Source organism: Polyangium sp. 15x6 (assembly GCF_029960785.1).
Lineage (GTDB): Bacteria > Myxococcota_A > Polyangia > Polyangiales > Polyangiaceae > Polyangium.
Genome location: NZ_JASBQE010000043.1, coordinates 51,770 through 78,545, shown reverse-complemented (window position 1 = coordinate 78,545; position 26,776 = coordinate 51,770). Strand labels below are relative to the sequence as shown.

Here is a 26,776-nt window from a genome sequence, read left to right as displayed (position 1 = left end):
CTTTTCGAGCGGTTCGAACGCCGGTCGATGCACTCCGTCCCCGAGCTCGTACCAGTAACGCGCATTCGGGCCGACGCGGGGATGCCGCCGGCAGACGCGAAATACGCTCTTCCCGTGCAGCTCCTGCGCCCACCCCACCGCGGGCACGCCCGCCGCGCCGCACCCGAGGAGCCATGCCGAAACGCAAAAAGCGAAGAGCACCGGAAGCCCGAGCCGAAAGAACCGCAGAGCGGCGCCCACGAGCATCAGCGCGGCACGGGTGACTCGCAGCACGTCCATGCCCACCATGACAGGTCACAGCGGCCCCCCCGTCAACGGCACCCCTCCGCACCAGACCGAACCCAACCGCGCTCACCCCGTGAAGAGGATCCTCGCGCGCGCGAGGTTACACGCCTGCGGGAAGCACCAACGAAATGTACAGGGCCACCGCCTTCGGCAGGTCGAGGCGCGGCTCGCTCTGATAGAGCACGTAATCGTCTGTCTGCTCATGGGGGACGGGTCGAAAATGCGCTGCCAGGGTGGACTCGAATGATTTCGGCCCGTAAATATCGCCGCGGAACTGGGGCTGACGAAACTTCCATCTCCCGTAATGCTGGGCGAGTAGGGCCCCCAGAGGAGCCAGTTTGTCCAGTTCCTGGGCCTCGCTCGGTAGCACATGCAACAAGAACATCCGATGATGGATCCCCCGTGGGCTGCCCTCGGATGCGCGGCTCATGAGGTGGGTAAAGAGCGGCGAATCGACGTGCATGAAGACGAGCCCTGTCTCGGTCGCTTCCTCGGGTGGCCGCTCCACGACATCCACAACGGCCCCGAGCGCGTCGGAGAGCTCCCGCGCGAAGGTGTCATACCGGTGGAACTGCCGGGGGGCGGTTCCTTGAACCCCCTGCGGGAGCTCCTGCACCGGGCGAACCCATAGACGAATCGGTGAATTCATTGCGTGACACCCGCTCCTTGGACCGGCTCTACCGTCAAGCTCATCGTGAACTCGACCTTGACCTTGTCGGGGGCGAGCGCGCGGTGAGAGGGCATGGCCAGGACTCGCCGCACGTCCATGCCTAGCATGAGACGTCACAACGGCCCCCCCGTCAACGGCACCCCTCCGCACCAGACCGAACCCAACCTCGCCCACCCCGGGGAAGCCTCCCCACGAACATTTCCGCGCCGCGCTCCTCCCCGGCGACCCCTCCCCGCCAAGGATCCGCGCCGCAATTCTCCGCGGGGACCCCTCCCCCGCCCGTCCTTCGGCGACAAAATCCCGCGGGGAAGGCCTCTCCCCCCGACCTCCCCGCCGAGAAATTCCCGCGGAGACCCCTCCCCGCGCGGCGCGCCTCGCCAAAAACCTCCCGTCGAACCCTCCCCGCGCATTTCCGCGCGAAGACGCGCTCCTCTCCGAAGCCTCCCGCCCCGATTCTGCGCGCTCTGACGTTTCCCTTTACACCTTCCCCGCCCACCTTGTAGGGTCGCAACCCATGACAGGACCCCATACCATCGCCATCGACGAGCCCTTCGAAGACGTCGACGAGGAGCTTCGCCACACCGAGTTGACCGCGAAGGCGTACCCGGAGACCGCTCCGCTCGCCGAGCCCTTCACGGTCCTGCGCGCCGAGCTCCGCAAGCGCAAGGTCGAGGAAGACGCCCTCCTCGATGCCATCGCCTTCGCCAAGGCACTCATGGTGGCCGCCGACGATGTGCTCAATGTCCTCGTCGACGAGACGAAAAAGGCCGTGCTCGCGGCGTACAATCAGGATTTTCAGGCCCCGCTTTATCGGCAGCTCTTCGAGGGGCAGAGCCCGAGTGACCTCAAGCGGCCCATTCTCGGCGCCCAGCTCGAGACCATGCGCGCATGGGTGGGGCCGCTCGGCGCCGCGAACGTGCCCGCGCTCGGAGCCACCGCGCTGAAGCTTTCGGTGGCCATCGTCAAGGCCGACGAGGCCGTCACCAAGACCTCGCTCGCGGAGCAGGCCATGGACACCTTCGTCGCCGGCCCGCGGACGGAGCTGATCAACGGCGTGAACGCCCTCCGCAAGCTCACGGCCGGTCAGATTGGCGAGCTCGTGCACGCGAGCCTCGAAGGCAAGGTGCCGCGCGATTTCGTCGACCGATTCTTCCTGTCGAGCGGCGGATCGAGGACCCCGACCCTCCCCGAGCTCTCTCAATCGATCACGCGCCTCGAAGCAAAGCTCGCGCGGCAGAAGGCGCTCCTCGCATCCATGAAGGAGAAGGAGGCCAAGCTGCGGAAGGCCAAGCAGGAGGCCGAGCTCGCCGAAAAGCAGGCCAAGCTCGCCGCCGCCGAGAAACGAGCCGCGGAGGCGGCGCAGGAGATCGCGCGGATCAAGGCGGAGATGGGCTCGACCTGAACATACCAAGCGCGCCACACGGGGCACGCACCTTGCTAGGCGCAATGGCGCGCGCGGCGATTCGAGCCGCCGCGGAAGGGAAATCCAACATGCGCACGCCGCTGCTTCGCTTGTGCTCCGTCCCGCTCCTCGCGGTCCTCGCCACCGCGTGTTTCACGACATTGGAAGATCAGCCCAAGAAGCCCGAGGGAACGGCCCTGCCGCCCACTCCGATGGCGCCGGATCAACAGGCCGAGCTCGATTCGCTTCTCGCCGAGGCGCAAAAATCGGCGAACATGACCGCCGCCGATTTCGCGAGCCAGTATCAGGTCTCCTTCGCGAACGGCCTCTCCTACGATCCCGCGCAGGCCGACGGCCTCCCGCTGATCCAGGCCTCCTCGCTCGGCCTCGACGCCGACGAGATGGACAAGCTCCAGAAGAACGGCTTCGTCATCTCGGAGAAGAAACGTTTCCCGACGTTCGTGTACGGCTACGAGAGCATTTATGCGCTCGATCTGCCGCTCTACGTGTCGGCGGACTCGGTCCTCTACGCCGTCCACCGCTCCTACGACGCCATCCTCAAGGCCGTCGAGATCGCGTCCCTCGCGCCCGAGCTTCAAACGTTGCTCGAATCCATGCGCGCCGAGCTCGCGGCCGGCGGCGGCTCCGCGCTCGGCGTCGAGGCGCGCGCGGACGCGGATCTCTTCACCGCCGTCGCGCTCTCGCTGCTCACCGGGCAGGCGGTCTCGCCCGTCGCGGGCGCGCAGGAGGCCGACATCGTCGCGCTCGTCGACGGCGCCAAGGCCCACCAGGGAACGGGCCAGACGCGCCTCTTCGGCAGCGATCGCATCGTCGACTTCTCGCAGTTCGAGCCGCGCGGCCACTACACCGACTCGCCGGAGCTCGAGCGTTACTTCCGCTCGATGATGTGGCTCGGCCGCATCGATTTCCGCATCATCGAGACGCAACCGGACGGCGGGCAGGTCTTCCAGCGCAGGCAGCTCGAAGGCGCCTACGTCCTCCACGCCCTCGCGCAAGGCGAGCAGCAGAAGCGGTATACCCGCATCGACAACGCGATCCGCGGTTTCGTCGGCGAGAGCGATTACATGACCCTGCCCGAGCTCGACGGCCTGCTCGGGGACCTCGGCGTCGCCGACGCCTCGGGGCTCGCGGGGCTCGCGGACGAGAAGATCGCCGAGGTCGTGCTGCAAAAGGGCTACGGCACGCAGCGGATCTCGAGCCACATCATGATCAACGGCCTCGGGCGTGGCACGCTCCCGCTCTCGTCGAGCTTCGCGCTCTTCGGCCAGCGGTACGTCGTCGACTCGCACGTCTTCTCGAACGTGGTCTACGACCGCGTGAAGAAGGGCGAGGTCTATCGCATGATGCCGAATCCGCTCGATGTCGGCTTCGCCGCGCTCGGAAACGATCAGGCCGGGCAGCTCCTCTCCCCCGAGCTCGAACAGTTCCAGTACGCGCCGGACCTGCACATGATGCGCGTCCTCGTCGACGCGCACCCCGAATCGTTCTGGAACGACAACCTCTACAACCGCTGGCTCGTCTCGCTGCGCGAGCTCTCGCCGAGCAAGACCCTCGCCGGCGACCTCGCGAGCCTGCCCGGCGTCGCGAAGACGGAGGCCTGGGGCCGCAGGCTCATGAACACGCAGCTCGCGTCCTGGGCCGAGCTCCGGCACGATACGCTGCTCTACGCGAAGCAATCGTACACGGGCGGCGCGTCGTGCCAGTTCCCGGACGCGTTCGTGGACCCGTACCCGGCCTTCTATACCCGCGTCGCCGAGCTCGCCGAGCACGGCTCCGCCCTGGTCGGGACCCTCGATCTCTCGGGCAACGCGGGTCTCGCAGCGCAGATCCCGGCCTACTTCGCCACGCTGCGCGACGTGGCCACGAAGCTCGGCGAGATGGCGAAGAACGAGCGCGATGGCGTCCCGCTCACGCAGGAGCACCTCGATTTCATCAACCAGGCCGTGAAGGTGCAGATGGGCTGCGGCGATCCGGAGGGCGCGACGGGCTGGTACGCGAACCTGTTCTTCGACAACTACCAGAGCGTCCAGGAGGATCCGACGATCGCCGACGTGCACACGCAGCCGACCGACGAGGTCGGCAACATGGTCGGCCGTGTCCTGCACGTGGGGACGGGCCTGCCGCGCCTGATGGTCGTGACGGCGGACCCGTGCGGCACGCCGCGGGCCTTCGTGGGCCTGGCCTCGTCCTACTTCGAGAAGATCACGTCGAACTTCGAGCGAATGACCGACGAGGAGTGGGCGCAGGGCCTCACAGCCGCGACGCCCGCCGACGTGCCGTGGATGACGGACCTCGTGTCCCGCTGAGAGACGCGTCGCCCCCGAGCCCTGACGTGGCCGCCCGAAGGAGGCTTCGGGCGGCTCACGTCGGCACAGCTTTCACTCGATGAACTTGCCGCGGCTCTTCGTGCAATCCGCTTGGGCCGACTCCTTCGTGTACTTCGGCCCGGTGTAATTCACGAGCATCCCCATCGCGTTGCACACGCCCACGACGCCCTCGCTCGGGCAGGACTTGGCGACGTCGAGCTTGAGCGTCTTGGCGAGGTCGGCGACCTTCGCGTCGTCGAACTTCGCCTTCTCGGCCTCGGGCGCCACGAGGGCGGCACACTGCCCCTCGTCCTTCGGGTCGCGGAGGTAGCCGATGACGACCTCCCCCGACGCGAGGCCCTTCTGCGCGGCGGGCTTGGCCTCGGCCTTGGCCTCGGGCTTGGCCTCGGCCGCCGCGGGCACCGTGGAGCCGGCGGGGGCGGCGGCGGCCTTCGCGGACGAACCGCCGGCGGGGCTCGGGGCCGCCTCCTCCTTGGCACAACCAAAAAGCGCGAGGGCCGCGAATACGAAAACGAGCTTCTTCATGTCCGTAGGTCTTTCCTGATGCCTCGCCTCGGGGACCTCCCCCTCGGGCGGATGCGGTCGACGCCTACCGGGCATGGTCGGACAACGCAAGAATCCCTGCTTCCGAGGCCGTCTCACACCTCCCTCGGGGCCTCCGGCCCTCCGGGGTTGAACCTCCCGGCCCCTTCGTGCCGCCCGACGCCCGGCGTGCGTTCGCGCGCCTGCGCGTGGGTCGACGGCTCCGCGTGCATCCATCCCATCGTCCTCGTCCCCTCGTCTACCAGGGAGCCTATCGACATCCGTCGGCGACGGCTCACGTTTCGCTCGGGCGCCTGCGTGAATGGGGGCCTCGCAGAGGAGGGATTTGCCATGAATTCCATCAGGAAAAACACAGCAATCGCGGTCGTGTTCGGGGCGCTGGCAGCCCTGTTCCCGAGCGTCTCCATGGCGGCGGACAACGAAGAGAGCGTATCTCTCGTGGAGGAGACCGACTCGTCGACCGAAGAGCTCTCCACGCAGCGCATTTGTGAGAGCTTCTGCCAAGCCGAATACATCGACTGCCTCGATCTGGAGGAGCCACGCGCGGGCTGGCGCGGGGGCTACTACCGGCGCCGGCCCCCGGGCCTCGCGAGTAGCGAGTGCCACCGGCGCTATCGGCGCTGCATCAGGCGCTGCGACTGACGATCGGAAAGGACCCGACGAACGGTGGGCCCGCCGTTCGTCGGCGTCGCCGTCGCGAGCCACGACCGGGAGCACAAAGGCGCCGCCGGCTCCTCCGGACAGGCACCCCCGAAGGCCGTTCGGCGAGTTCCTGACACGTGTCCGGCGTACGCGAAGGGCCGTTCGGGGCCTGCCGTGTGCGGTGGGGGTTCCGGCGCCCGCCTCCGGGGTTGAACCTCCCTGCCTCTTCGTGCTACCCGACGCCACGCCAAGCACGGCGGAGAGGCACGTATGAAGCTCGCGAGCTTACGAGGACCGGGAAGGGACGGCACGCTCGTCGTCGTCCGAGGCGACGGCGCGGTGTTCACCCCGGCGCCGTCCGACATCCCCACGATGCAGGCCGCGCTCGATCGCTGGGACGAAGCCGAGGCGCGCCTCTGCGACCTCGCCGCCCGCCTCGAGCGTGGCGAGATCCCGGGCGAGCCCCTCGATCCGGCGAAGCTCGCGCCGCCCTTGCCGCGCGCCTACGAGTGGGTCGACGGCTCGGCGTACATCAATCACATCGTCCTCGTCCGCAAGGCCCGCGGCGCCGAGCCGCCCGAGACGCTGCGCACCGATCCGCTCGTCTACCAGGGCGGCTCTTCCGTGCTCCTCGGCCCGCGCGAGGACATCGTCCTCCACGACGCGCGCTGGGGCCTCGATTTCGAGGCCGAGATCTGCGTCATCCTCGGCGACGTCCCCCTCGGCACCAAAAAGGAAGACGCGCACCGCCACGTGCGCCTCCTTTGCCTCGCCAACGACATCACCTTGCGAAATCTCGTCCCCGCCGAGCTCGCCAAGGGATTCGGCTTCTTTCAATCGAAGCCGGCCACCGCATTCTCGCCCTTCGCGGTCACGCCCGACGAGCTCGGCGGCGCGTTCCGGGACGGCCGCGTCCATCTCCGCCTCGTCTCGACCTACAACGGCGCGCTCATCGGCGATCCCGAGGCCGGGCCGGAGATGCACTTCTCGTTCTTCGATCTCGTCGAGCACATCTCGAAGACCCGCGCCTTTGGCGCCGGGACGATCCTCGGCAGCGGCACGGTCTCCAACGTCGATCGCGCGCGCGGCGTGAGTTGCCTCGCCGAGCGCCGCATGATCGAGACCATCGAGGAGGGCGCGCCGAAGACGCCGTTCATGAAGCCCGGCGACACCATCGCCATCGAGATGCGGGGCGAGGACGGGCAGAACATTTTCGGGCGCATCGAGCAGAAGGTGGTTTCTCCATGAAGCTCTACGGATACTGGCGCAGCTCCTGCAGCTATCGCACGCGGATCGCGCTGCACCTCAAAGGCGTCCCCTTCGAGTACGTCCCCGTCCACCTGGTCAAGGACGGCGGCGAGCAGTTCCGGGACGATTACCGCGAAAAGAACCCGATGGCGCAGGTGCCGACGCTCGAGGTCGAGGAGGGCGGCGTCGTCCACAGGCTCGGGCAATCGCTCGCGATCATCGAATGGCTGGAGGAGCGATATCCGGAGCAGCCGCTCCTGCCGGCCGATTCGTTCCTCCGCGCGCGGACGCGGCAGCTCGCCGAGACGATCAACGCCGGCATCCAGCCCTTCCAGAACCTCTCGGTGCTCAAGCTCGTGAAGAGCGAGCTCGGCGGCGACGAGCAGGCGTTCGCGCGCCGCTTCATCGAGAAGGGCCTCGCCGCGTACCAGACGCTCGCCGAGCCCGTCCAGGGCCGATTCTCTGTGGGAGACGCGCCCACGGTGGCCGACGTGTGCCTCGTGCCCCAGCTTTTTGCCGCACGGCGCTTTGGCGTGGACCTCGGCCCGTTCCCGTCGCTCGTGCGCATCGAAGAGCAATGCGCGTCGCTACCGGCCTTCCAGGCCGCTCATCCGGATCGGCAAATCGACGCCGTTATCGGTGGTTGAAGGAGTCATCGAGATCATGTCGAAGGTGGAATCCATCGGGATCAAGCGCATCGAGGCGCTTCACTACTACGTCCGCGACCTCGAGCGGAGCCGCAAGTTCTACACGGAGAAGCTCGATTTCGAGGAGATCGCCCATTCGAGCCCCGAGCTCGAGGAGGCGGCCAAGCAGCGCTCGGTCGTCTTCCGCGCCGGCGAGTGCATCGTCATGTGCTCGCAGCCGCTCGGCGAGGGCGGGCGGGCATGGCGGTACCTCCGCAAGCACCCGGACGGCGTCGGCACGCTGATCTTCGAGGTCGAGGACATCGAGCGCGCGTTCCGCCTGCTCGACGGGCGCGGCGGCACGCCGATCGACGAGATCACGCGCGTGAAGGAGGACGGCGGCGAGTTCGCCTCGTTCTCGATCACGTCGCCCTTCGGCGACACGACGTTCCGCTTCGTCGAGCGCAAGGGCTATCGCAAGCTCTTCCCGGGCGCGGTGCATTACGACATCCCGCGCGGCGGCAAGAACTCGCTCGGCTTCACGCATTTCGATCACATCACGACGAACTTCCAGACGATGGCGCCGGCGCTGCTCTGGATGGAGCACGTGCTCGGCTTCGAGCGGTTCTGGGAGATCCAGTTCCACACCGAGGACGTCAAGAAGGGCGGCGATCACGGCTCCGGGCTCCGCTCGGCCGTGATGTGGGATCCGGGCTCGGGCGTGAAGTTCGCGAACAACGAGCCGTACCGGCCGTATTTCAAGAGCTCGCAGATCAACATCTTCAACGAGGAGCACCGCGGTGACGGCGTCCAGCACGCGGCGATCGCGGTGAAGGACATCCTCACCTCGGTGAAGCACATGCGCGAGCGTGGCATCCAGTTCATGCCCACGCCGGGCTCGTATTACGACGCGCTCCCGACGCGCCTGAAGTCGCTCGGCGTCCAGCAGATCGACGAGGACGTGAACGTGCTGCGCGATCTCGAAGTCCTCGTCGACGGCGAGGCGGAGGGCAAATACCTGCTCCAGATCTTCCTCAAGGAATCGTCCGGAACGCACGGGGATCCGAACGCCGGGCCGTTCTTCTACGAGATCATCCAGCGCAAGGGCGATCGGGGCTTCGGCGGCGGCAATTTCCGCGCGCTCTTCGAGAGCATCGAGCGGCAGCAGAAGACGGAAGGCAAGGTCGCATGATCGAGCGCCTCGCCTTCGGGGAGCTCGCGCCGAAGCACCACACGGTGCTCCGCGACGCGAAGGGCGCCCTCCGCTGGGAGGAGTGCCTGACGCGTCGCGGGTTCGACGGGCCCTACACCATCGCGTATCACGAGCGGCGCCCGCACGAGCACCGCGTCGCGCCCGCCGAGCACGGGTTCGCGCTCCCGACGCCGGCCCCGCAGCGCCCCCTGGCGAAGCGCCATTATCGATCGACCTCGGTCCCGACGCCGAGCGGCCCGCAGATCGACGGGCGCGTCCCCTTGCTCTACAACGGCGACGTCGTCCTCGGCATCGCCCGCCCGGACGCGCCCGATCCGGTCTATTTCTCGAACGCCGACGCCGACGAGCTCTTCTACGTGTTCGAGGGCAGCGGGCTCTTGCGCACGATGCTCGGCGACCTCCGGTACGAGAAAGACGATTACGTCTACGTGCCGCGGGGTCTCTTCTATCGCTTCATCCCCGACGCGGGGCTGCAATCGTGGCTCTGCATCGAGGCGATGGGCGGGATCCACATCCCCTCGAAATGGCGCAACGACGTCGGGCAGCTCCGCATGGACGCGCCTTACAGCCACCGCGATTTCAAGAAGCCCGCTTTCGTCGGGCCCATGGACGAGGGGATCCGCAAGCTCGTCGTCAAGCGCGACGGCGGCTTCCACGGCTTCTCGATGGCGCATTCGCCGCTCGACGTCGTCGGCTGGGACGGCACGGTGTATCCGTTCGTCTTCCCGATCCTGAACTTCCAGCCGCGCGCGGGCCTCGTGCACCTCCCGCCCGACTGGCACGGCACCTTCGCCGCGCGCGGCGCGCTCGTCTGCAGCTTCGTCCCGCGCGTGGTCGATTTCCACCCGCAGGCGATCCCCTGCCCGTACCCGCATTCGTCGTACGACTGCGACGAGTTCATCTTTTATTGCCGCGGCAACTTCACCTCGCGCCGCGGCGTGGGTCCAGGCAGCATTTCCCACCACCCGGCGGGCATCCCGCACGGCCCGCACCCGGGCTCCTACGAGGCCAGCATCGGCACGAAGGAGACGAGCGAGCTCGCCGTCATGCTCGACACGGAAGGTCCCCTCCTCCCGACCGAGGCCGCGCTCGGCGCCGAGGATCCGGGCTATCAGGACAGCTTCGTCGAGGGCTGAGCCGCTTCGGGCTCGTTTCCCTGGCCCTCCGGCGCCGGCGCGAACCGCTCGACCCCTGCATACACGTCGGCAAGCCGGATCGTGCAGCCGAGCGCGGGCAGCTCCACGCTCCCCTCGTCCCCCGTGCACTCGGTGAGCAACCATTGCCCCGTGGGGAGCTTCTTGTAATGCTCGATCCGCCGTTCGTCCTGGTACACGAGCACGTACTCCTCGAGCGAGGGGATCATGCGGTAATGGGAGAACTTGGACGTCTGGTCGTGCCGCGCCGTCGAAGGCGAGAGGACCTCCACGATGATCCGAGGGTTCAGGAGGTTCTCGCGGTACTTCGGGTGAAACTGCGGCGCGCCGCAGACGACGACCACGTCGGGGTAGGTGTAGAGGCCCGTCGCCTCGACGTAGACGCGTTGATCACTCGTCAGGACGGCGCATGGGCCGCCGCGGAGGGCGCCGAAGAGGAGCCCGATCATGTTGGCACAGAGCGCGTTGTGCCGCGCCGAGGCGCCGGCCATCGCCGTGATCACGCCGCGGCAGAACTCGTGCTTGTCCAGGCTCTTGCGCTCGAACTCGATGTACTCGTCCTCGGTCACGAGGGGCATCTTGGCAGCCACGACGTCGCTCCTCCATCGGTAGGGGCCTCCTAGCCGCTACAGCCTCCCCCGAGGCCCGTCAAGCGCCCGACCGCCGCGCTCGTGCGCCGGGGCTCGAACGGCGCCGCGCCTCGCGCTAGGATGCGCGGCGGAGGACTTTCATGTCGAGCCAACCCGAGCGCGAGGATCCCTACCGCGAGCGCCTCTCCCCCGAGCAATACCGCGTCAGCCGGTGCGGCGGTACCGAGCGGGCCTTCACGGGCAAGTTCTGGAACCACAAGGCCGACGGGCGCTACACCTGCGTCTGCTGTGGCGAGCCGCTCTTCGATTCGTCCACGAAGTACGACTCCGGCAGCGGTTGGCCGAGCTACTGGGCCCCGCTCTCGAAGGACATCGTCAAGGAGATCGAAGACACGAGCCACGGCATGTTCCGCACCGAGGTCCGCTGTGCCAAATGCGACGCCCACCTCGGCCACGTCTTCCCCGACGGCCCGCCCCCGACCGGCATGCGGTATTGCATCAACTCGGCCTCGCTCGATTTCGTGCCTCGGTAGAAGGCCGGAGGCTAAGGCTCCCACAAGAGCGCTCGCCGCGACCCGAGCGCCTCCTCGCAGGCCTGCCGCCACGCCGGCCTGAGCCCATGGCCGAGATGCTCCGCGATCACGAGCAGCCGCGGCAGCTCCAGGTAATGCAAGATCGCGAGCAGCCGCTTCTCACCAAACGAGAGCGCCTCGTGCTCCACGGACGCGCTTCCCCGCCGGAACCGGAAGGCGAGCGGGCCGAAATGGCGCTCGTTCGTCGGATCGCGCCGGACCAGCATGGCCGCCTCGTCGAAGCCGGTGAGCGCGACGAACCGGCGCAGGAACAGCGGGCTCGAGCCGCGCTCGAGCCACAAGCCTTCGTCGTTGAAATAGGCCTCCTTGCGCGGGAGGTCCGAGAGCGCCTCGCCCACGGGGTGGCTCGTGATCGGCAGGCCGCGGAAGCGAAAGGCGCGGGAGCCGTCCGGGCGGTCGTCGAGGACGAGGCGCGGCGGCTCCATGCCATCGCCGGAGCGCCTGGACGAGGCGGCGCCGGTCAGGACGTCGAACGCGCCGAGCCCCTCGTCGAGCCAGCCCACGCCGCCGTACAAGGGGAAGTTGAGGAGCGTAATCATCCCGCCGAGGACACGGCCGTCTTGCGCCGCGGGCATCCCTCGCCCGCGGAGCGCGCGGACGAGCGGCTCGAGGAAGCTGCCCGCGAAAGGTGAGAAGGGCGGGGATTTGCTCGAATAGAAGACGCCCTCGGCGCCGAAGGCGCGGGCACCGCGCGGATCGGCGATGCATTCGAGTCGATACACGAGCGCGTCGGTGCGCAGCTCGGTCCTCACCTCGCAGCGCCAATCGGCCAGCGCGCCCGGCGCGTTCTGGAGCCGCACCCGCATGTCCGCGCGCCCGAGCGTGAGCTCGTAATCGAGCTCGAACGCCTCGCCCTCGAGGCCGGTGAAATCGAAGGCCATCGCCATCGCCGCGAGGCGCAGGAGCGCCCTCGTCTCCGCGGTGCGAGGTCCACGAAGCACGGTCTTTGGCTCGACGAGGCGAAGCTCGGTCCCCGGCGCGAGGCCGGGAAACCGAGCGATGTGGAGCCGCGTCAGCGACATGGCGAAGCCGAGCCTACCACACGCGCGCCCTCGCGTGTTTTCACCCCGCATCCGGCACATACGGGCACACTGTGCCGACACATTTGGCACACCATCCAACAAACCCCCGAAATCGCAGGTTCATCCGCCTGGCACGAAACATGTTTAGGGGGTGGGCATGAACCTCCAGCGCCTTTCCTTCCTGGTCCTCCCCCTCCTCCTCGCCGCCTGCGGCAACTACGTCGTCCAGGGGGGCAGCGACGACAACGCCAAGAGCCAACAAAACGCCAACGGCACCGGCGGTAGTGGTGGCACCGGTGGCAATGGTGGCACCGGTGGCAATGGCAGCGGCTCGAATTCCCTCGCCGTCGCGCTCACCCGCGCGCAGCTCGACGTTCTCTGGGACGAATACTGGGCCAACCAGGATCCGCTCCCCAGCAGCTCCAGCGTGGGCGGCGTGCCGGAGCTGAACCCGGACGATCTCTTCCTTCGCGTCTCGGACCTCGGCGCCTCCTGCGATTCGCCCACCACGGATCTCGGCTGCGGTCATTGGCAGCTCAGCATCGCGCTTCCCCCCGCGCTGCAGCAGGTGGGCGTCTACAACCTCGACAGCCCGGAGCTCCTCGCGTACAGCAACTTCTCCGAGACCGGTGAGCCCTATTCGTCGGAGCCCGATGATTGCTCCTTTGGTGGCGGAACGATCGGCGCGGGCACGCTGGAGATCCTCTCGATCGACGAGAACGAGGTTCGTTTCCGGGTCGACAGCGAGTACTGGGGCGAGACGGCCAACGGCGAATACATCGCGCCGCGTTGCCCCGTCGATCCCTGAACCGGTCGGTCCTCGAACGAACTCCGCCAGAACGTGAATGGCGCGGCGGACCTCACAACCAAGAGGTCATGCGACGAACCATCGTTCTGGCGGGATTCTTGGTCTGGGTAGGATGCCACGGAGGATCCGAAGGTAGCGGCGGATCCGGCGGTGTCGGTGGCACAGGTGGCGTCGGCGGCGGCTCCGGTGGCATCGGCGGTGCTGGAGGCGGCTCCGGCGGCATCGGCGGCATCGGTGGCATCGGCGGCATCGGTGGCACAGGTGGCACAGGTGGCGCCGGCGGCATCGGCGGTGCTGGCGGCGGCTCGGGCGGCGTCGGTGGCACAGGTGGCGGCGGCGCCGGCGGCGGGAGCAACGGCGACGGCTACGTATGTTGCCCCGCCGGAACGTTCCTCTACCTCGGCCGCTGCCTCCGCCGCGACGAGCCGCTCTACCAGTGCGGCACCTCCTCTGTGGCCACGCCGTGCAGCGCAGCCCCGAACGCCCATTCGGCGTGCGTGGGCGGCGCCTGCCAGCAGTTCGGGAGCTGCCACGAAGGCTTCGCCGATTGCACCGCGCAGGCCGGCTGCGAGACCTCGCTCCTCACCCCCGCGAACTGCGGCGCCTGCGGCAATGCCTGCGCCCTCGGCGAGGTCTGCACGAGCGCTGGCTGCGCGCCCTCCTGCGCCCCGCCGGCCACGAGCTGCAACGGCGCTTGCGTGGACCTGTTCTCCTCGCCCCAGCATTGCGGCGGCTGCTCCAAACCGTGCATCACCCCGCTCCACGGCAAGGCCACCTGCACGGCCGCGACCTGCGACTTCGAGTGCCTCCCCGGGTACACGAAATGCGGCAACCAATGCGTCGACGTGAATACGGACGCGAACGCTTGCGGCGCCTCGTGCACCGCCTGCACCGTGCCCAAGGGCGGCTGGACCGTATGTGACGACGGCCAATGCGTCCCCTCCTGCCCGGGCGGGTTCACGTTGTGCAACGGCGTCTGCGCCGATCTCATGACCTCGACCCAGCACTGCGGCACGTGCGGCGTGACGTGCGCAGGGACGTGCATCGCGGGCACCTGCAATCCCGGGATGAGCTCGATCCTCGCGACGGGGGACAGCCCCTCGGATCTCCAGATCGACGCGACGCACGTCTATTTCATCGAGTCCGGCACGAGCGCGATCTCCAGGGTGAGCAAATGGGGCGGCCCCAAGGAGGTCCTCGCCACGGGCCAGGCCAAACCGTATCGCCTCGCGGTGGACGACACCCACGTCTACTGGACCAATGAGCTCGGCGGCAGCGTCATGCGCGTCCCCAGCGGCGGAGGCGCGATCGAGCTCGTCAGCGCCGCGTCCGAACCCCAGTCGATCGCCGTCTCGGGCGATGAGGTGTTCTGGGTGAACAAGGCGAACAAAGCCGTCATGAAGGCGCCCAAGGATGGCTCGGGTCCTGCGGTCACGCTCTGGATCGACGACGAGCGGATCATCGGCCTCCGCGTGGACGAGACGCACGTGTATGCCGCGGCGCCGCCCATCGCCTCGGGGGCTATCTTCCAGACCTGGGTGAAGCGCGCCCCGCGCGACGGATCCGGGTCCGTCCAGAAGATCGCCCAGGGCGAAGGCGGAATCGCCCTCGACGCGCAGCGCGTCTATTTCGATGGGATGTTCGATATGGGCATCGATGTCTACGCGCTCGACAAGGCGTCGCTGGCGATGTGGAGCCTCGGGTACCACGTCGGGAACCTGCACGGCGTCTACGACGACCTGGAGGTGGACGACGCCTATGCGTATTACGGCGGCCGCAAATCCCTCAAGTGTGGGGGGAGCGAGCCCGTGGACCAGGTCGCGACCGGCTGGTTCTTCGCGATCGAGGGAGGTTACATCTACGGCACGTACTCCGACGGCACCGTGCGCCGGATCCCGCGGTGACCCGATGACTCGCCCCGCTCCGCCTTGCGCGGCCCGACCCCGGCGCGGTACAGGAAGCGCATGCATCACCGCGCACTCCTCCTCGTGTTTCCTCTCGCCGCGCTCCTCGCTGGCTGCTCCGACAACGAGCTCCCGCAGTCGCAAGAGCTCCCCCCTCCGGACCTCGTCCCCATCGCCGAAGCGCGCGCCCTCGGCGCCAACCAATACACGCAGATCGAGGGCTTCGTCTCCGTCACGCCGGGCACGTTCCTCACCGCCACCGGCGATTTCGGATTCGCGGTCCAGGATGACACCGGCGGCATTTATGTCAGCCTCTACGACGAGCTCAAGATCCTCATCGGCGCCAAGGTCCGCGTCATCGGACAGATCCAGCAGGTCTCCAAGCAGACCGTGCTCGTCACGAACGCCTCCGGCCCCGAGATCCTGCAAGGCGTCGAGGCGGTCACGCCGAAGGACGTCGCGACCGGCGACGTCGGCGAATCGACCGAAGGCCAGCTCGTCCGCGTCAAGGGCCTCGTTTCGAACGCCATCGTCGAGGACAAACCTTATGGCATCAAAGCCTACGTGGACGACGGCTCCGGCGAGGTCGAGATTTACGTGTGCTTTGCGGGCGAAAAGCCCCTCATCGACACGACGAAGCTCACGAAGGGCGCCGCCGTGGAGATCACGGGGTTCTCGCAGCAATACCTCGATCGCTACGAGATTGCCCCGCGTGGGGCGGCGGATCTCGTGCTCACGCCGCCGCCCTCGCCTTGACAGCCTGCCGAGCGTCAGGCGTCGCGGTTCACCGTCGCGGGCGAGAACGCCGGCAGGCAGACCGCGATGTACTCCGCGCCTTCCTCGCCGGGCGTGCTGTAGCGGACCCATTCTCCCTTGTGCGTGATGATCGCCTGACCTGCGCGCACGTCGACCGATCCTCCCTCGTATTCGACGTGCAGCGTCCCGCGCAGCACGACCGTGAACTCGTCGAACGCCGGCCGCTGCCCCGGCTCGACCCAGCCCCCGGGGCTCCGCATGTGCGCCACGCTCAGGCTATCGGTCCCCGTGTTGACGCGCCCCACGTACTCGTCGATGAGCTTCGGCTTGTTCCCGGCCGCCTCGATGCGGCTCGGCTTCTCGATGAAGGTCGGCATGCGAGGGGCGTAAGCCGAGACGCACGCCCGCGTCAATCTTTTCGCAACCACGTGAGAGGGGGAACCATTGCCTCGTCATTCGTTTGGCGCAGTACAATAACCTAGTAAAATTGAACACATAGAGGAGAGGAAGGATACGCGGATACCGTGCGAGCCCGATTGCCGCAGGGACGGGATTGGGGCATGGGGGGGGAGCGCTGCTCCCGGCGCGGATGAGGCGCAGCGCAAAGAGGTCCTCATGAAAAGCAAGACCAGGTTCGATCGCCGTCGCTTCCTCGAGCTCCTATCTGCCGCCGGCGTCGCCGTGTACCTGCCGGGCTGCGGGCCGGACGATGGGAACCCGCCGGCGAATCCGCCTGCATCGACGAAAAAGGCGCTCGTCCTCGGCGGAGGTCTCGCCGGGCTCTCGGCGGCCTACGAGCTCATGAAGAAGGGGTGGGACGTCACCGTGCTCGAGGCGCAGGCGCGCGCCGGCGGCCGGGTCCACACCCAGCGCGAGGGCTTCGAGAACGGCCAGTATGCCGAGCTCGGGGCGACGCGTATCCCCGACGTGCACGACCACACGATCGGCTACGTCGAGGAGCTCGGCCTGAAGCTCGAGGAGTTCCCGGACGGGACGCCGCTCTATTACCTGGGGGGCAATCGTTTCGTCCACACGGAGGGCACGCCGTGGCCGCTCCCGGGCCTGTCGCCCGAGGAGGCCATGGAGGGCCTCGGCATGTGGTCGACATACATCGCGGCCAATTTCGCCGAATTCGGCAATCCCCGGGACGGGAGCTTCCCGCTCGCCGGCATCGTCGAGAAATACGACGGAATGGTCTGGACCGATTACCTCAAGGACAAGGGCGCGACCGACGCGTGGATCCCGCTCTATGCGTCCGACAACGGCACGGAGGTCTACAAGATCGGCGTCCTCGCGTGGATGGCGCTCGAGACCGCGGACCAGGACTGGAGCCTCACCTACCACGTCCAGGGCGGCAACGACCTCATCGCGCAGAAGCTCGCGGAGAAGCTCGACGGCAAGGTGCTGTTCGAGCGGGTCGTGAAATCGATCACGCAGGACGAAACGAAGGTCACGGTCACCGCCTCTGCAAAGGGCATGTCGGAGACCTACGAGGCCGATTACCTCATCTGCACGATCCCGCTCAAGCCGCTGCGCGACGTCGCGTTCTCGCCCGCGCTGCCGGACGACAAGCAGAAGGCGATGGACGAGGTCCACATGATGACCTCGTCGCGCGCCATGTTCCAGACGAAGACGCGATTCTGGAAGAACGATCCGCTCGGCGAGCTCGGCGGGCTCAAGCTCGCGAAGACCGACACGAAGGCCGAGCGCATCTGGGATCTGACGGCGACCCAGCCTGGCGACACGGGCATCCTGCTCGCGTACCTGCAAGACAAGAATGCCGACGACTTCGCGGCCATCGCTGCGCCCGAGCGCGAGGCGTACATCCAGGCCGAGCTGGCGAAGTTCTTCCCGGACATCGAGGCCGAGAAGCTCTCGTTCCACATGAAGGTCTGGGCCGAGGATCCGTGGGCGCAGGGCGCGTGGACGGAGATCCTGCCGAATCAGTGGTGGATGCTGGCCGTCCTCCCGCGGCCCGAGGGCCGGATCCATTTCGCCGGCGAGCACACCTCGATCTGGGCCGGCTGGATGCAGGGCGCGATCGAGAGCGCCAAGCGCGCCGTCGACGAGATCCTGCAGAACGGCTGATCTTCCCGTCCTGAAAACACGAAGCCCGCTCGCGCCAGGAGGCACGGGCGGGCTTTCGTGTCCGAGAGGGCTCGGGGATCAGCCTTCGATGACGTGGTACGCCTTCTCGGGCTTGTGCGTCTTGTAGCGGCGACCGGCCGGCGTACCCGACCACTGATCCACCACCTCGATCTGATTGCCGAACTGGCCGAGGTAGATCGCCGCGTGGTTGCCGCGGGCGCGGCTCATGTACCGGTCGCCCTCCCAGCCGCACGCGATCGCCGTACCCGACCGGATCTCCGCGTTGCCGATCACTTGGGCGCCCTTCTTCCACGCCGACGTATGCGGCGCGCCGCAGGCGTACTTGACGAGCGCCACGCACTGCTCGCTCTCGCCGTAATGCCTGCCTTCGTAAAGCTCCGGGGTGTTCGTGCGATACGCCATGAAGGGCTCCTCTCTCGAGTTTGTGGTGGCGCTACATGGCGCCACGGAACCGGAAAAGGGTACAAGCGATCAGAGCCGGCCCACAAGCCACTCGCGTTCCTTTTCCCATGATTTCTTCGTTGGATGACTTACACAACGCAGTTTCGACGAGGTGCGTTATGCTTTTCGACCCGCTCCCGGACCACGCCCGCGGCATGATTCCAGCAGGACCATCGTGATGTTTCCTGACATCGAGACCCATCGGAAACGGGGCGTACGATATTTTCCCGGCCGCGTCGTTTGTCCGCTCGCCGGCGTCGGCCGCCGCGACGCGAACGACAGCAACCGACTCGTGCTGGAGAACGACGACACCGAGGTGACGATCGATCGGCGCGCGCGGCGGATCACGGTGACGAACACGCGCCGCTACCCGGAAAAGACGCTGATCGCGGATCTCGAGTTCCTCGCCGACGGGACGACCACGACGGGCGCGCGGACGCCGCTCGCGATCCATCTCGAGATCTTCAAGAAAGGCGACGCGCTGTCGCTCGATCTGCACCGGCACCTGCGCACGCAGGAGCCTCTCGCGGACGCCGATTTCGAGCCGTTCGACGTGATCGTCGAAGGAGGGTCGCGGCCCGAGACGGTCTACACGAAAGAACGCGCGCTCGCGCTCGTGCGAGAGCCGTCGTTCATGCACCGCGTGGTGAAGGCGTTCATGGCCATGCGCGACAACACGCGCGGCTCGTTTCAGGACCCGGGTCGGAAAGGCTATCGCGTGGCGGATCTCTCGCTCGGCTTCGGCGCGCTCGGGCTCGCGTGGATGCTCGTGCGCGCGGAGCTGCGATCGCTCGACGGCGCCAACGCCGAGCTCATCCGTCAAGGATCCGTCGCTGCGATGCTGCGCGAGGGCGCGTGGGAGCTCTCGCTCACGGCGCTCTCGGACAAACTCTCGTCGATCGTGCAGCGGGATCTGTTCCTGTTCGGGCTCGACCGGGAGCCGCTGCTCGAGCCGGTGATGACGCGCGGGCTCGGCGCGGGCGAGACGCTCGCGTTTCGCTTCCACAAGGGCGAGGGCGAGATCGGCCTCGATGGCAAGAGCGCGCGGATGGATGGCGCGATCGACGTCGCGCGCGCCTACCTCGAGTTCCACCTGCTCGGAGGGCTGCTCTGCGAGCACGCCGAGCGCCCCGCGGGGACACGCGGCTAATGGAGCGCGAGGAGGCGCGCATCCACGCCCTCGACGGCGCGCGGGCCTTCGCCACGGCGCTCGTCCTCCTCGTGCACGGCTTGCTCTCGTTCCTGGAGACGCCGATCGGCTGGGCGATCAAGGATCGCTCGACACACCTCGCCGCGGACTTCGTGGTGTGGGTGGGCCGCGCCTTCCTGATGCCGGCGTTTTTCCTGCTCTCCGGCATGGTCTCGCGTGGCATCGTCCTGCGCCGGGGCCTCCGAGGCTTCGCGCGCGAGCGGGCCGCGCGTGTGCTCGTGCCGCTGCTCGTGGCGCTCGTGCCGGTCTCCGCGGCGATGAACGCGCTCTGGGACCACGGGCGCACGCTCGAAGGTCGCGCCGCGGTGGGAAGCCAGGTGCCCGCGCTGCGCGCGTCCGAGCTACCCGTCACGCTCGCGCATCTCTGGTTCCTTTACTACCTCCTCCTGCTCTCCACGCTCGCCGCCGTCCTGCCACGACGACCTCTTCGTTCGCCCCTCGCCTTGCCCGTCATCGCGATCCTCCCGGTCTCGGCGCTGCTCCTCGTCGCGGGAAAACTCCAGCTCGACACGCCGCTCTCGTTCCTCGTCGAACCTCTGATCGCGGCCTACTTCGCGGTATTTTTCGCATGGGGCTGGCTGCTCGCTCCCGATGACCTCGCGGCGTATGCGCGCAGGCTCCCGTGGCTCGCGGGGCTCGCGCTCGTCCTGCTCGCCGCGCTCGTCCCCGCGCTCGTCGCGAGCACGGCGGCGGGCGCACCGGCGCGCGCGCCCACGTGGGCGCTCGTCACGAGCGCGGCGTTCTCGTGCCTCGCCGTCGCGGTTCTCCTGGGCGCGTGCGGCCGGCTCGTGAACCGCGCGCGTCCGCTCGTCCGCTTGCTCGCCGACGCTTCGTACTTCGTGTACGTCACACACCTGCCGATCGTCGTCTTCCTCCAGATCGCGGCGTCGCGCCTCGCGTGGCCGGGGCCCTTGAAGTACGCGGGCGTCGTGACGATCGCGGCGGGTGTTTGTCTCGGCGCGTTCCTGCTCCTCAGAGCCGCCCGTCGCGCATCGAAACGGTCCTCCCTGCTCGCGCCGCGATCCGCGGATCGTGCGTGACCACGAGCAGCGCCGCGCCGAGCGCTGCAGCCGCGGTGAGCGCCTCCATCACGACGTCCGCCGAGGCGCTGTCGAGGCTGCCCGTCGGCTCGTCGGCGAGCACGAGGCGCGGCCGGTTCACGAGCGCGCGGGCGATGGCCACGCGTTGCGCCTCGCCCACGGAGAGCTCGGAGGACAGCGCGTCGCGACGCGCGGCGAGACCGAACCTTTCGAGGAGCGCATCCGCCGAGCGCTCCGCTTCCCCGCGCGAGGCCCCGAGCCGCCACGCGGGCAGCGCCACGTTCTCCCGCGCGCTCAGCGTCTCGACGAGGTTGTTCTGCTGAAACACGAACCCGATCCATGCGAGGCGCAGCTCGGCGCGCACTGCATCCGAGAGTGACCAGGCGTCGTGACCAGCGAGGACCACGCGGCCCGCGGTGGGCCGATCGAGCAGGCCGATCATCTGCAGCAGCGTCGTCTTGCCGCAGCCGCTCGGACCCACGAGCGCGACGGACTCGGCCTCGTCGAGGTCGAGCGAGGCGCCGCGGACGACGTCACGCTCGCCGAGGCGACGCACGAGGCTCTCGCAGCGGAGCACCGTCGCCATCAGTCGATCCTGCGCAGGACCCGCGCCGGGTCGGTCCGGGCCGCGCGCCAGGCGGGCACGCTGCCGGCGAGCAGGGTGGTGGCGAGGACGGCGAGGCACGGCCCCGCGAGGACCGCGACCGTGATGACGGGACGAACCACGAGCGCCTCCCACGAGAAGATCGGGTGCGCCTGGAAGTAGAGCAGCATCCCGTAGCCGAGCGCCGCGCCGACGACGAGCCCGACGAGCGCGACGACGAGGGCTTGGAGCAGGAACAGGCCGAAGATCTCGCGGCGCGAGAACCCGAGCGCGGCGAGGATGCCGATCTCGCGGCGGCGGCCGAGGACGTGGATGTGGAACAGGGCCCAGACGGGGATGCTGATCGCCGCGACGACCATCGCGTAGGAGACGGCGTTCACGGTTTGGTTCGCGGCGAGGTAGTTCGTCACGTACGGGTCGTCCTCGCGCCATCCGACGACGCGGGCCTCGGGGAGGCGGGCTTCGAGGCGCGAGGCGAGGGCCGAGGCGGCGAAGTGGTCGTCGAGGTGGACGTGAACGACGGAGGCGGCGGCCGGGGTGCCGGTCTTCTCGGCGAGGGAGCCGCGGTCGAGGAAGACACTGCGATAGGCGCCGGCGCTGCCCGCGACGAGGCCACGCACGGTCATCACGGTCGCGCCCACGGGCTCACCGGCGGCGCCGGGCGGCCCGCCGAGGATGACACGCAGATCGACGGCGTCGCCGACCTTCACGCCGATCCGATTCGCGAGCGAGGTGCCGATGAGCACGCCGTTCGAATCGCCGCGCGCGGGGAGTGCGCCGTCCGTGAGGTGGAAGGGCCGGAGCGCGGGATCGCCGGGGAAATCGTAGCCGTAGACGAGCGCATTCCGGAATCGCCCGCCTTTGCCGACGGCGCCGGGCAGGACGAGGACGGGGACGGCGGCGCGGACGGGCGTGTCCGCGGCCTCGGAGACCTTCGCGGCCGCGGCGGCGCCGTCATCGAAGTGCCGCTCGTCCCGCGGCTCGACGCGCACGTCGCCGGCCCCGTGGCGCAGCTCCTCTTCGAGCAGGGCCTCGGAGAAGCCAGCGAGGTTCGACGTATTGGGGATCTGGAATCCCGCGCCCGCGGCGACCGAAAGGACGAGCAGCGCGAACGTGAAGCGGCTCCCGAGCAGGCTCCTTCGGGCGAGCAAGAGGAGCGGCCCGAGGCGGGCGCGCGAACGCGGGAGCGGGGCTGGCTCCATCCGCGTCAGACCCCGTCGAGCAGGCGCACGTGAATCGCCGGCGCCTTCCGCGGGACCTCTCGCTCGAGCACCTCACCCATGCGCAAAAGGAGGTGCTCTTCCCAGGGACGACCGAGGAGCTGAATGCCGATCGGATGCCCGCTCGTGTCGTATCCACCGGGCACGGAGAGCGCGGGGTTGCCCGTGAGGTTCGCCGGATAGACGAACCGCATGAGCCCACTCGTCACCTCCAGGTTGCTCTCGCCGCGCGGAAACACGTCGTCCGCGATGCGCGGCGCCGTGAGCGCGGTCGTCGGCGTGACGACGACGTCGACCGCCTGGAACACCCGCGCGAGGTGCTCGGAAAACCGCGTGCGCACCTTCTGGGCTTGCACGTAATCGATGCCCGCGAGCGCACGCCCCATCGCCAGGTTGATCCGCACGCCGAGCCCGAACGCTCGCCGGTGCTCCGCGTCGTGCCGCGCCATGCACGAGGCCATTTCGCAGAGAATGGTCACGCCCTGCGCGACGCGCGCGCGCTCGAGCTCGGGGATCTCGATCTCGACGATCCGCGCGCCGCGGGCGCGGAAGACATCGAGCGCCCCCTCCGCGGCGCGGACGATCTCGGGCGCCGCGTGCTCGAACCAGGGCCGATACACGCCGATGCGCACGCCTTCGAGATCGTCCCGGCCGAGGCCGTCGAGGTGGTGCGGCGGCTGGTGGATCGAATTCGGATCTTTGGGATCAGGGCCGGCCATGAGGGCATACGCGAGGGCGACGTCCCGCACCGTCGCGCCGAGCGGGCCGACGTGGCCGACGCTCGCGCAGAGCGGAAATGCGCCGTGCTCGCTGATGCGGCTCCACGTCGCCTTGAGCCCCACGATGCCGCAGAGCGCGGCGGGAATGCGGATCGAGCCGCCGCCGTCGGCGCCGATCGAGATCGGGCAGAACCCGGCCGCGACACTCGCGGCCGACCCGCTCGACGAGCCGCCCGTGTAATGGCCCGGCGCATACGGGTTCGTCGGCGTCCCGTGGTGGGCATTGAATCCCGACGTATCGATGCCGATCTCGTGCATGTTGACCTTGCCGAGGATCAACGCGCCCGCCTCGCGCAAGCGGCGGACCGTGGTCGCGTCCTCGGAGGGGCGGAGCTTCAAGAACCGCGTGCCGACGGTGGTGTGATACCCTTCCACGTCGAGCTCGTCCTTGACGGACACGGGCACGCCGTCGAGCGGGCCGAGGGGCGCGCCTTTGCGATATCGCTCGCGGCTCTCGCGGGCCGCGGCGAGCAGGCGGTCGGTGTTTCGCTCGATGAACACCCGGAGCGGGCGCTCGCCCGCGTCGAGGCGCTGGGCGGCTTCCAGGAATCGCTCGGCGACCTTCACCGGATCGGCGCGCCCCTCGCGGTAGGCGGCGACGAAGTCCGCGGCCGACTCGAAGGCGAACCCTTTGGTTTTTTGGGCCGAACGCGCGAGGCCTTCGAGGTCGACCGGCGGCGCGGCCGAGGCCGTGAAGCTCGCGGGTCGCGGCAGGCTCGGCACCACGGAGGGCGCGTCGCGGAGGTCCGTGTACCGGAGATCCAGGATACCGAGGTCCTTCAGGAGCTTCTGCCCGAGGAGCTGCCCCGTCGCCGGATTTTCGAGGGCGAGCGCTGCGGCTTCGAGCGCGAAGCCGGTCATGCGGGGGGCATTGGCGGTCTTGAGATCGTACGTCATGGGAAACGCTCCGGGCGAGGAGGGCGAATCCTAGGCCATGGGCCGCGGGTTTGCAGCAAGGAACCATTGCCCCGCGGGCGTTCACGCGCGCCTTCGCCGCCGGGATGCAAGGAGCGGCACGAGCCCGAGCAGGACGAGCCCACGCGGCGCCTCGGAGGAGGCCCCGACGTGGCACGCGCATCCGCCGCCCGTGGATCGGTACGTCGTGGTTCCGGCGTCGACGTCTGTCCCCGCATCGCTGTCGGTCCCGCCGCTGCCGGCGTCGCCTCCACTGCCGGCCTCGCCTCCGCTGCCTCCGCTTCCGGCCGTACCTCCGCTTCCGGCCTCGCCTCCGCTGCCTCCGCTTCCGCCGGCTGCCTGCGACTCCAGAAACGGCCCGAACCAGCCCTGATCCGGGGCGGATTCACGCCCCCCACACCCGACGACGAGGAGCACGGCGAGCGACCAGGCGACGGGGCAAGAGAGGGCATCGAATATGCGGCGCATGAGGGCCTCCGGCTCGCATCGTATCTCCGGATCGCCGTCGCGGTCGAAAGGATCCGTTCGTTTCTCCGTGGCAAGTGGTGCTCCCACGACAACCACGTCGCGGGGCGTGAATGCGGTGCAACACCAGGAAAACGTCTCCTCGCGCAGATGCGCGCGTGATCCCCTCGGCGCGGCAATCTCGGTGCTGGCACGTGTCCTGCACTCGAACCTCGCATGGGGCGCGCCCGATCGCCGGCGCATGGAGGCTCCGCATGTCGAGTCGAATCTTCGCTTCTTTCTTTTTGCTGGCCCATTTCGCGGCGCTCACCGGTTGCACCGGGAACCAGTACGCCACGCCGCGCACGATCCCGCGGGGCACGGTCTCGCATACCGTGGCGCTCGAGGGCTCCCTCGATTTTCGCTTCAATGGCGAGCCCGGCGATCTGCACCCGCGGTATCAGCTCCGCATCGGAGCCGCGGATCGGGTGGACGTCGGGATCATGGTCGGGCCCTTTCTGGGCGCGGACGTGAAGCTGAATTTCCTGCGCACGAAGGACGTGGACATGGCCTTTACCCCCGGCGTCTACTACGGCGTGTTCCCGTCGATGTCCTACGGCTTCGACGAGGTCACGCAGATCGTCCGCTTCGCGGCGCCGCTCTCCCTGGGCTTCAACACGTCGAAGACCGTGTCCCTCTTCGTGCACGCCAACGCGGCCGTCCTCGCGGACGTCAGCGAAGAGGACTACGACTACGGTTGTTATCCGCCGTATTGCGAGAAGGATGTCTGGAGCGTCATGCCGGAGGTCGGCCTGGGCGTGCAGGTCCGCGTGACGCCGAACATCGCGCTCACGCCAGAGTTGACCGTCTACGGCAGTTCCAAGTACACCACCATGCCCGGCATCCACGGCGGCCTCGCCATTACGTTCGGCGCGCAGCCGAACTACGACGAGTTCGACGAGAAGAAGAACGACTGAGCCCCCAGCCGACGGCTCAGAAAATCTGCCACCATTTCTTCACCCCGAGTCGCCGGAACGATCGCACCACGGCCTCCGCGTCGTCCGCGAGCTCGTCCAGGGGCACGCACATCGCCGCGCCGATCGCGATCATCACGACCTCGCCGTCCGGCTCGGTGAACCAGCGAAAGAGCGATTGCTGCCGAGACGCGCCCTTCACATAGGCATGATACGTCTCCGCATGCGAGCGCCCGCGTTCGTCCGGGAGCGCGACGGCACTCACGCGCACGCCCTCGGCGCCCGCAGGCACGGCCGCGCGGGTGAGGTCCTCCGCGATCCGCGCGAGCTTTCGCCCATTGCGCTCGGCGAGGCGCGTCCCGGTGCGCGAGACCGTGAGGAGCTGGATCCCATCGGTCCCCGAGAAAGAAACCCGGCTCCACGAAGCAAGCTTCGGAGAAGGCGGATCCTTTGCCACGTGCCGATACCGAGGCGGCGGCGTGACGGCGAACCCAGCAGCCGAGACCTCGACCTCGCCGGGGCGCGTCTGCACGTCGGGCTCGAGGATCTCGAGGCCAGCGTCTTCGAGCACGAATCGTAATCCTTTCCGGGCCACGCTGAGCGGATGCCGCGGGAACGAGGCGTCGAGCGCGGGATCGTCGGAGGCGCGTTGATCGATGCCCCGCAAGAAGGCCGCGGGATCCGTGCCGGCAAGCGCCGCCGTCGCGCGATCGGCCACAGCCGCCTCGCGCACGCCGGTCAGCCGCGACGTGGGCGGAAGGACGCGCACCTCGAAGAGGCCACGCGCGAGCGGGACGAGGAGGTGGCCCATCAAGGTCTCGCGGCCCGGTTCGTACCAAAGGCGATGCACCACGCGGAGCACGCGCGCAGCGCCCAGGTTCACCGGGAGGGTCTCGACGACCGGCGACCAGGCCTTGTCCTCCGTGCGCGGGCGCGCCTTCGGATCCGCAGGCGGCGCCTGTCGGAAGTACGTCTCGAAGAGGTCACGCGCGTGCCGCTCGACGTCGCGCCGGAGGAGCGCGTCATGCGCAGGCAGGAGGTCGAGCCGATGCGTGAAAGCCCCAAGCGAAAGGGAAAATCCGCGGCCCTTGTCTACGAGCATGGCGGAGCGCTCCGTCTCCTCCGCGACCTCGAACCCCCGCGGGACGGCGAACCGAACGCCGCGCTGTCCCTGTTTCAGATCCTCGACGAACGCCATGTTGTTGAAGCCGTTGCGCTGGGGCGTTGCCCCAGGCC

The 26,776-nt window shown here is 68.4% G+C and carries 26 protein-coding genes; 15 read left to right on the top strand and 11 right to left on the bottom strand.

Annotated features, from left to right (window positions below; all coding sequences use genetic code 11):
- Nucleotides 1–385: 385 nt before the first annotated feature.
- Nucleotides 386–901 carry a hypothetical protein gene (locus QHF83_RS28390; RefSeq protein ID WP_282421096.1) on the bottom strand — a complete coding sequence of 172 codons (516 nt, stop codon included), beginning with the start codon at nucleotides 899–901 and terminating at the stop codon, nucleotides 386–388.
- Between the two features lie 568 nt (nucleotides 902–1,469).
- Here QHF83_RS28390 and QHF83_RS28385 point away from each other — a divergent pair.
- On the top strand, nucleotides 1,470–2,357 hold the full coding sequence (locus QHF83_RS28385) for a hypothetical protein (protein ID WP_282421095.1): 888 nt from the start codon (nucleotides 1,470–1,472) through the stop codon (nucleotides 2,355–2,357).
- 89 nt (nucleotides 2,358–2,446) lie between these two features.
- A complete protein-coding gene (locus QHF83_RS28380; RefSeq protein WP_282421094.1) occupies nucleotides 2,447–4,684 on the top strand; it encodes a DUF3160 domain-containing protein in 2,238 nt (745 codons plus the stop codon).
- A gap of 72 nt (nucleotides 4,685–4,756) precedes the next feature.
- On the opposite strand, the gene QHF83_RS28375 is transcribed toward QHF83_RS28380, so the two are convergent.
- A complete protein-coding gene (locus QHF83_RS28375) occupies nucleotides 4,757–5,230 on the bottom strand; it encodes a hypothetical protein (RefSeq protein ID WP_282421093.1) in 474 nt (157 codons plus the stop codon).
- 348 nt (nucleotides 5,231–5,578) lie between these two features.
- Here QHF83_RS28375 and QHF83_RS28370 point away from each other — a divergent pair, with 348 nt between their 5' ends.
- The 5 genes from QHF83_RS28370 to QHF83_RS28350 all read left to right on the top strand — a co-directional run bounded on the left by QHF83_RS28370 (nucleotide 5,579) and on the right by QHF83_RS28350 (nucleotide 10,113).
- Nucleotides 5,579–5,890 carry a hypothetical protein gene (locus QHF83_RS28370; RefSeq protein ID WP_282421092.1) on the top strand — a complete coding sequence of 104 codons (312 nt, stop codon included), beginning with the start codon at nucleotides 5,579–5,581 and terminating at the stop codon, nucleotides 5,888–5,890.
- A gap of 270 nt (nucleotides 5,891–6,160) precedes the next feature.
- Nucleotides 6,161–7,138: a fumarylacetoacetate hydrolase family protein gene (locus QHF83_RS28365; RefSeq protein ID WP_282421091.1), complete on the top strand. Its 978-nt coding sequence runs from the start codon at nucleotides 6,161–6,163 to the stop codon at nucleotides 7,136–7,138.
- A complete protein-coding gene (gene maiA, locus QHF83_RS28360) occupies nucleotides 7,135–7,785 on the top strand; it encodes a maleylacetoacetate isomerase (RefSeq protein WP_282421090.1) in 651 nt (216 codons plus the stop codon). The genes QHF83_RS28365 and maiA overlap by 4 nt, the downstream gene beginning before the upstream one ends.
- 16 nt (nucleotides 7,786–7,801) lie before the next feature.
- Nucleotides 7,802–8,956 carry a VOC family protein gene (locus tag QHF83_RS28355; RefSeq protein WP_282421089.1) on the top strand — a complete coding sequence of 385 codons (1,155 nt, stop codon included), beginning with the start codon at nucleotides 7,802–7,804 and terminating at the stop codon, nucleotides 8,954–8,956.
- Nucleotides 8,953–10,113: a homogentisate 1,2-dioxygenase gene (locus QHF83_RS28350; RefSeq protein WP_282421088.1), complete on the top strand. Its 1,161-nt coding sequence runs from the start codon at nucleotides 8,953–8,955 to the stop codon at nucleotides 10,111–10,113. Before QHF83_RS28355 ends, QHF83_RS28350 begins: the two co-directional genes overlap by 4 nt.
- Here QHF83_RS28350 and QHF83_RS28345 read toward each other — a convergent pair.
- A complete protein-coding gene (locus QHF83_RS28345; protein ID WP_282421087.1) occupies nucleotides 10,089–10,721 on the bottom strand; it encodes a Uma2 family endonuclease in 633 nt (210 codons plus the stop codon). The genes QHF83_RS28350 and QHF83_RS28345 overlap by 25 nt on opposite strands.
- 140 nt (nucleotides 10,722–10,861) lie before the next feature.
- On the opposite strand from QHF83_RS28345, the gene msrB reads away from it, so the two are divergent.
- On the top strand, nucleotides 10,862–11,254 hold the full coding sequence (msrB, locus tag QHF83_RS28340; RefSeq protein ID WP_282421086.1) for a peptide-methionine (R)-S-oxide reductase MsrB: 393 nt from the start codon (nucleotides 10,862–10,864) through the stop codon (nucleotides 11,252–11,254).
- 11 nt (nucleotides 11,255–11,265) lie between these two features.
- Here the strand turns inward: msrB and QHF83_RS28335 are convergent, their stop codons facing one another.
- Nucleotides 11,266–12,336: a hypothetical protein gene (locus QHF83_RS28335; protein ID WP_282421085.1), complete on the bottom strand. Its 1,071-nt coding sequence runs from the start codon at nucleotides 12,334–12,336 to the stop codon at nucleotides 11,266–11,268.
- Between the two features lie 157 nt (nucleotides 12,337–12,493).
- On the opposite strand from QHF83_RS28335, the gene QHF83_RS28330 reads away from it, so the two are divergent.
- The 3 genes from QHF83_RS28330 (at nucleotide 12,494) to QHF83_RS28320 (ending at nucleotide 15,804) form a co-directional block, all read left to right on the top strand.
- On the top strand, nucleotides 12,494–13,144 hold the full coding sequence (locus QHF83_RS28330; RefSeq protein ID WP_282421084.1) for a hypothetical protein: 651 nt from the start codon (nucleotides 12,494–12,496) through the stop codon (nucleotides 13,142–13,144).
- Nucleotides 13,145–13,212: 68 nt separating this feature from the next.
- Entirely contained in the window at nucleotides 13,213–15,048 is a 1,836-nt protein-coding gene (locus QHF83_RS28325; RefSeq protein ID WP_282421083.1) for a hypothetical protein, read from the top strand.
- Between the two features lie 60 nt (nucleotides 15,049–15,108).
- Nucleotides 15,109–15,804 (top strand): DNA-binding protein, encoded by a 696-nt coding sequence (locus QHF83_RS28320; RefSeq protein ID WP_282421082.1) that lies wholly within the window; start codon nucleotides 15,109–15,111, stop codon nucleotides 15,802–15,804.
- 14 nt (nucleotides 15,805–15,818) lie between these two features.
- Here QHF83_RS28320 and QHF83_RS28315 read toward each other — a convergent pair whose 3' ends face one another.
- A complete protein-coding gene (locus QHF83_RS28315; RefSeq protein WP_282421081.1) occupies nucleotides 15,819–16,181 on the bottom strand; it encodes a cupin domain-containing protein in 363 nt (120 codons plus the stop codon).
- A gap of 238 nt (nucleotides 16,182–16,419) precedes the next feature.
- On the opposite strand from QHF83_RS28315, the gene QHF83_RS28310 reads away from it, so the two are divergent.
- The gene (locus QHF83_RS28310; RefSeq protein WP_282421080.1) at nucleotides 16,420–17,892 is read left to right on the top strand and encodes an NAD(P)/FAD-dependent oxidoreductase; all 1,473 of its coding nucleotides are present in this window, start codon (nucleotides 16,420–16,422) and stop codon (nucleotides 17,890–17,892) included.
- Between the two features lie 78 nt (nucleotides 17,893–17,970).
- On the opposite strand, the gene QHF83_RS28305 is transcribed toward QHF83_RS28310, so the two are convergent.
- Nucleotides 17,971–18,315 carry a BPSL0067 family protein gene (locus tag QHF83_RS28305; protein WP_282421079.1) on the bottom strand — a complete coding sequence of 115 codons (345 nt, stop codon included), beginning with the start codon at nucleotides 18,313–18,315 and terminating at the stop codon, nucleotides 17,971–17,973.
- Between the two features lie 214 nt (nucleotides 18,316–18,529).
- On the opposite strand from QHF83_RS28305, the gene QHF83_RS28300 reads away from it, so the two are divergent.
- Nucleotides 18,530–19,504 (top strand): hypothetical protein, encoded by a 975-nt coding sequence (locus tag QHF83_RS28300; protein ID WP_282421078.1) that lies wholly within the window; start codon nucleotides 18,530–18,532, stop codon nucleotides 19,502–19,504.
- Nucleotides 19,504–20,604: an acyltransferase family protein gene (locus QHF83_RS28295; RefSeq protein ID WP_282421077.1), complete on the top strand. Its 1,101-nt coding sequence runs from the start codon at nucleotides 19,504–19,506 to the stop codon at nucleotides 20,602–20,604. The genes QHF83_RS28300 and QHF83_RS28295 overlap by 1 nt, the downstream gene beginning before the upstream one ends.
- Here QHF83_RS28295 and QHF83_RS28290 read toward each other — a convergent pair.
- From QHF83_RS28290 to QHF83_RS28275, 4 genes are all read right to left on the bottom strand, one after another.
- Nucleotides 20,537–21,190 (bottom strand): ABC transporter ATP-binding protein, encoded by a 654-nt coding sequence (locus QHF83_RS28290; protein ID WP_282421076.1) that lies wholly within the window; start codon nucleotides 21,188–21,190, stop codon nucleotides 20,537–20,539. The genes QHF83_RS28295 and QHF83_RS28290 overlap by 68 nt on opposite strands.
- Nucleotides 21,190–22,410, bottom strand: coding sequence for an FtsX-like permease family protein (locus QHF83_RS28285; RefSeq protein WP_282421075.1), 1,221 nt, complete (start codon nucleotides 22,408–22,410; stop codon nucleotides 21,190–21,192). The genes QHF83_RS28290 and QHF83_RS28285 overlap by 1 nt, the downstream gene beginning before the upstream one ends.
- Nucleotides 22,411–22,415: 5 nt before the next feature.
- A complete protein-coding gene (locus QHF83_RS28280) occupies nucleotides 22,416–24,104 on the bottom strand; it encodes an amidase (protein ID WP_282421074.1) in 1,689 nt (562 codons plus the stop codon).
- An 81-nt stretch (nucleotides 24,105–24,185) separates the two neighbouring features.
- Nucleotides 24,186–24,590: an MYXO-CTERM sorting domain-containing protein gene (locus tag QHF83_RS28275; protein WP_282421073.1), complete on the bottom strand. Its 405-nt coding sequence runs from the start codon at nucleotides 24,588–24,590 to the stop codon at nucleotides 24,186–24,188.
- Nucleotides 24,591–24,841: 251 nt separating this feature from the next.
- Here QHF83_RS28275 and QHF83_RS28270 point away from each other — a divergent pair, with 251 nt between their 5' ends.
- Nucleotides 24,842–25,543, top strand: coding sequence for a hypothetical protein (locus tag QHF83_RS28270; protein WP_282421072.1), 702 nt, complete (start codon nucleotides 24,842–24,844; stop codon nucleotides 25,541–25,543).
- 16 nt (nucleotides 25,544–25,559) lie between these two features.
- On the opposite strand, the gene QHF83_RS28265 is transcribed toward QHF83_RS28270, so the two are convergent.
- Nucleotides 25,560–26,738 carry a hypothetical protein gene (locus QHF83_RS28265; RefSeq protein WP_282421071.1) on the bottom strand — a complete coding sequence of 393 codons (1,179 nt, stop codon included), beginning with the start codon at nucleotides 26,736–26,738 and terminating at the stop codon, nucleotides 25,560–25,562.
- Between the last annotated feature and the right edge of the window lie 38 nt (nucleotides 26,739–26,776).

Excerpts from the sequence above, each read along its gene's own strand:
- QHF83_RS28385 (WP_282421095.1), top strand. The coding sequence starts at position 1,470 with ATGACAGGACCCCATACCATCGCCATCGACGAGCCCTTCGAAGACGTC.
- QHF83_RS28380 (WP_282421094.1), top strand. The coding sequence starts at position 2,447 with ATGCGCACGCCGCTGCTTCGCTTGTGCTCCGTCCCGCTCCTCGCGGTC.
- QHF83_RS28375 (WP_282421093.1), bottom strand. The coding sequence starts at position 5,230 with ATGAAGAAGCTCGTTTTCGTATTCGCGGCCCTCGCGCTTTTTGGTTGT.
- QHF83_RS28370 (WP_282421092.1), top strand. The coding sequence starts at position 5,579 with ATGAATTCCATCAGGAAAAACACAGCAATCGCGGTCGTGTTCGGGGCG.
- QHF83_RS28365 (WP_282421091.1), top strand. The coding sequence starts at position 6,161 with ATGAAGCTCGCGAGCTTACGAGGACCGGGAAGGGACGGCACGCTCGTC.
- maiA (WP_282421090.1), top strand. The coding sequence starts at position 7,135 with ATGAAGCTCTACGGATACTGGCGCAGCTCCTGCAGCTATCGCACGCGG.
- QHF83_RS28355 (WP_282421089.1), top strand. The coding sequence starts at position 7,802 with ATGTCGAAGGTGGAATCCATCGGGATCAAGCGCATCGAGGCGCTTCAC.
- QHF83_RS28350 (WP_282421088.1), top strand. The coding sequence starts at position 8,953 with ATGATCGAGCGCCTCGCCTTCGGGGAGCTCGCGCCGAAGCACCACACG.
- msrB (WP_282421086.1), top strand. The coding sequence starts at position 10,862 with ATGTCGAGCCAACCCGAGCGCGAGGATCCCTACCGCGAGCGCCTCTCC.
- QHF83_RS28335 (WP_282421085.1), bottom strand. The coding sequence starts at position 12,336 with ATGTCGCTGACGCGGCTCCACATCGCTCGGTTTCCCGGCCTCGCGCCG.
- QHF83_RS28330 (WP_282421084.1), top strand. The coding sequence starts at position 12,494 with ATGAACCTCCAGCGCCTTTCCTTCCTGGTCCTCCCCCTCCTCCTCGCC.
- QHF83_RS28325 (WP_282421083.1), top strand. The coding sequence starts at position 13,213 with ATGCGACGAACCATCGTTCTGGCGGGATTCTTGGTCTGGGTAGGATGC.
- QHF83_RS28320 (WP_282421082.1), top strand. The coding sequence starts at position 15,109 with ATGCATCACCGCGCACTCCTCCTCGTGTTTCCTCTCGCCGCGCTCCTC.
- QHF83_RS28315 (WP_282421081.1), bottom strand. The coding sequence starts at position 16,181 with ATGCCGACCTTCATCGAGAAGCCGAGCCGCATCGAGGCGGCCGGGAAC.
- QHF83_RS28310 (WP_282421080.1), top strand. The coding sequence starts at position 16,420 with ATGAAAAGCAAGACCAGGTTCGATCGCCGTCGCTTCCTCGAGCTCCTA.
- QHF83_RS28305 (WP_282421079.1), bottom strand. The coding sequence starts at position 18,315 with ATGGCGTATCGCACGAACACCCCGGAGCTTTACGAAGGCAGGCATTAC.
- QHF83_RS28295 (WP_282421077.1), top strand. The coding sequence starts at position 19,504 with ATGGAGCGCGAGGAGGCGCGCATCCACGCCCTCGACGGCGCGCGGGCC.
- QHF83_RS28290 (WP_282421076.1), bottom strand. The coding sequence starts at position 21,190 with ATGGCGACGGTGCTCCGCTGCGAGAGCCTCGTGCGTCGCCTCGGCGAG.
- QHF83_RS28285 (WP_282421075.1), bottom strand. The coding sequence starts at position 22,410 with ATGGAGCCAGCCCCGCTCCCGCGTTCGCGCGCCCGCCTCGGGCCGCTC.
- QHF83_RS28280 (WP_282421074.1), bottom strand. The coding sequence starts at position 24,104 with ATGACGTACGATCTCAAGACCGCCAATGCCCCCCGCATGACCGGCTTC.
- QHF83_RS28275 (WP_282421073.1), bottom strand. The coding sequence starts at position 24,590 with ATGCGCCGCATATTCGATGCCCTCTCTTGCCCCGTCGCCTGGTCGCTC.
- QHF83_RS28270 (WP_282421072.1), top strand. The coding sequence starts at position 24,842 with ATGTCGAGTCGAATCTTCGCTTCTTTCTTTTTGCTGGCCCATTTCGCG.
- QHF83_RS28265 (WP_282421071.1), bottom strand. The coding sequence starts at position 26,738 with ATGGCGTTCGTCGAGGATCTGAAACAGGGACAGCGCGGCGTTCGGTTC.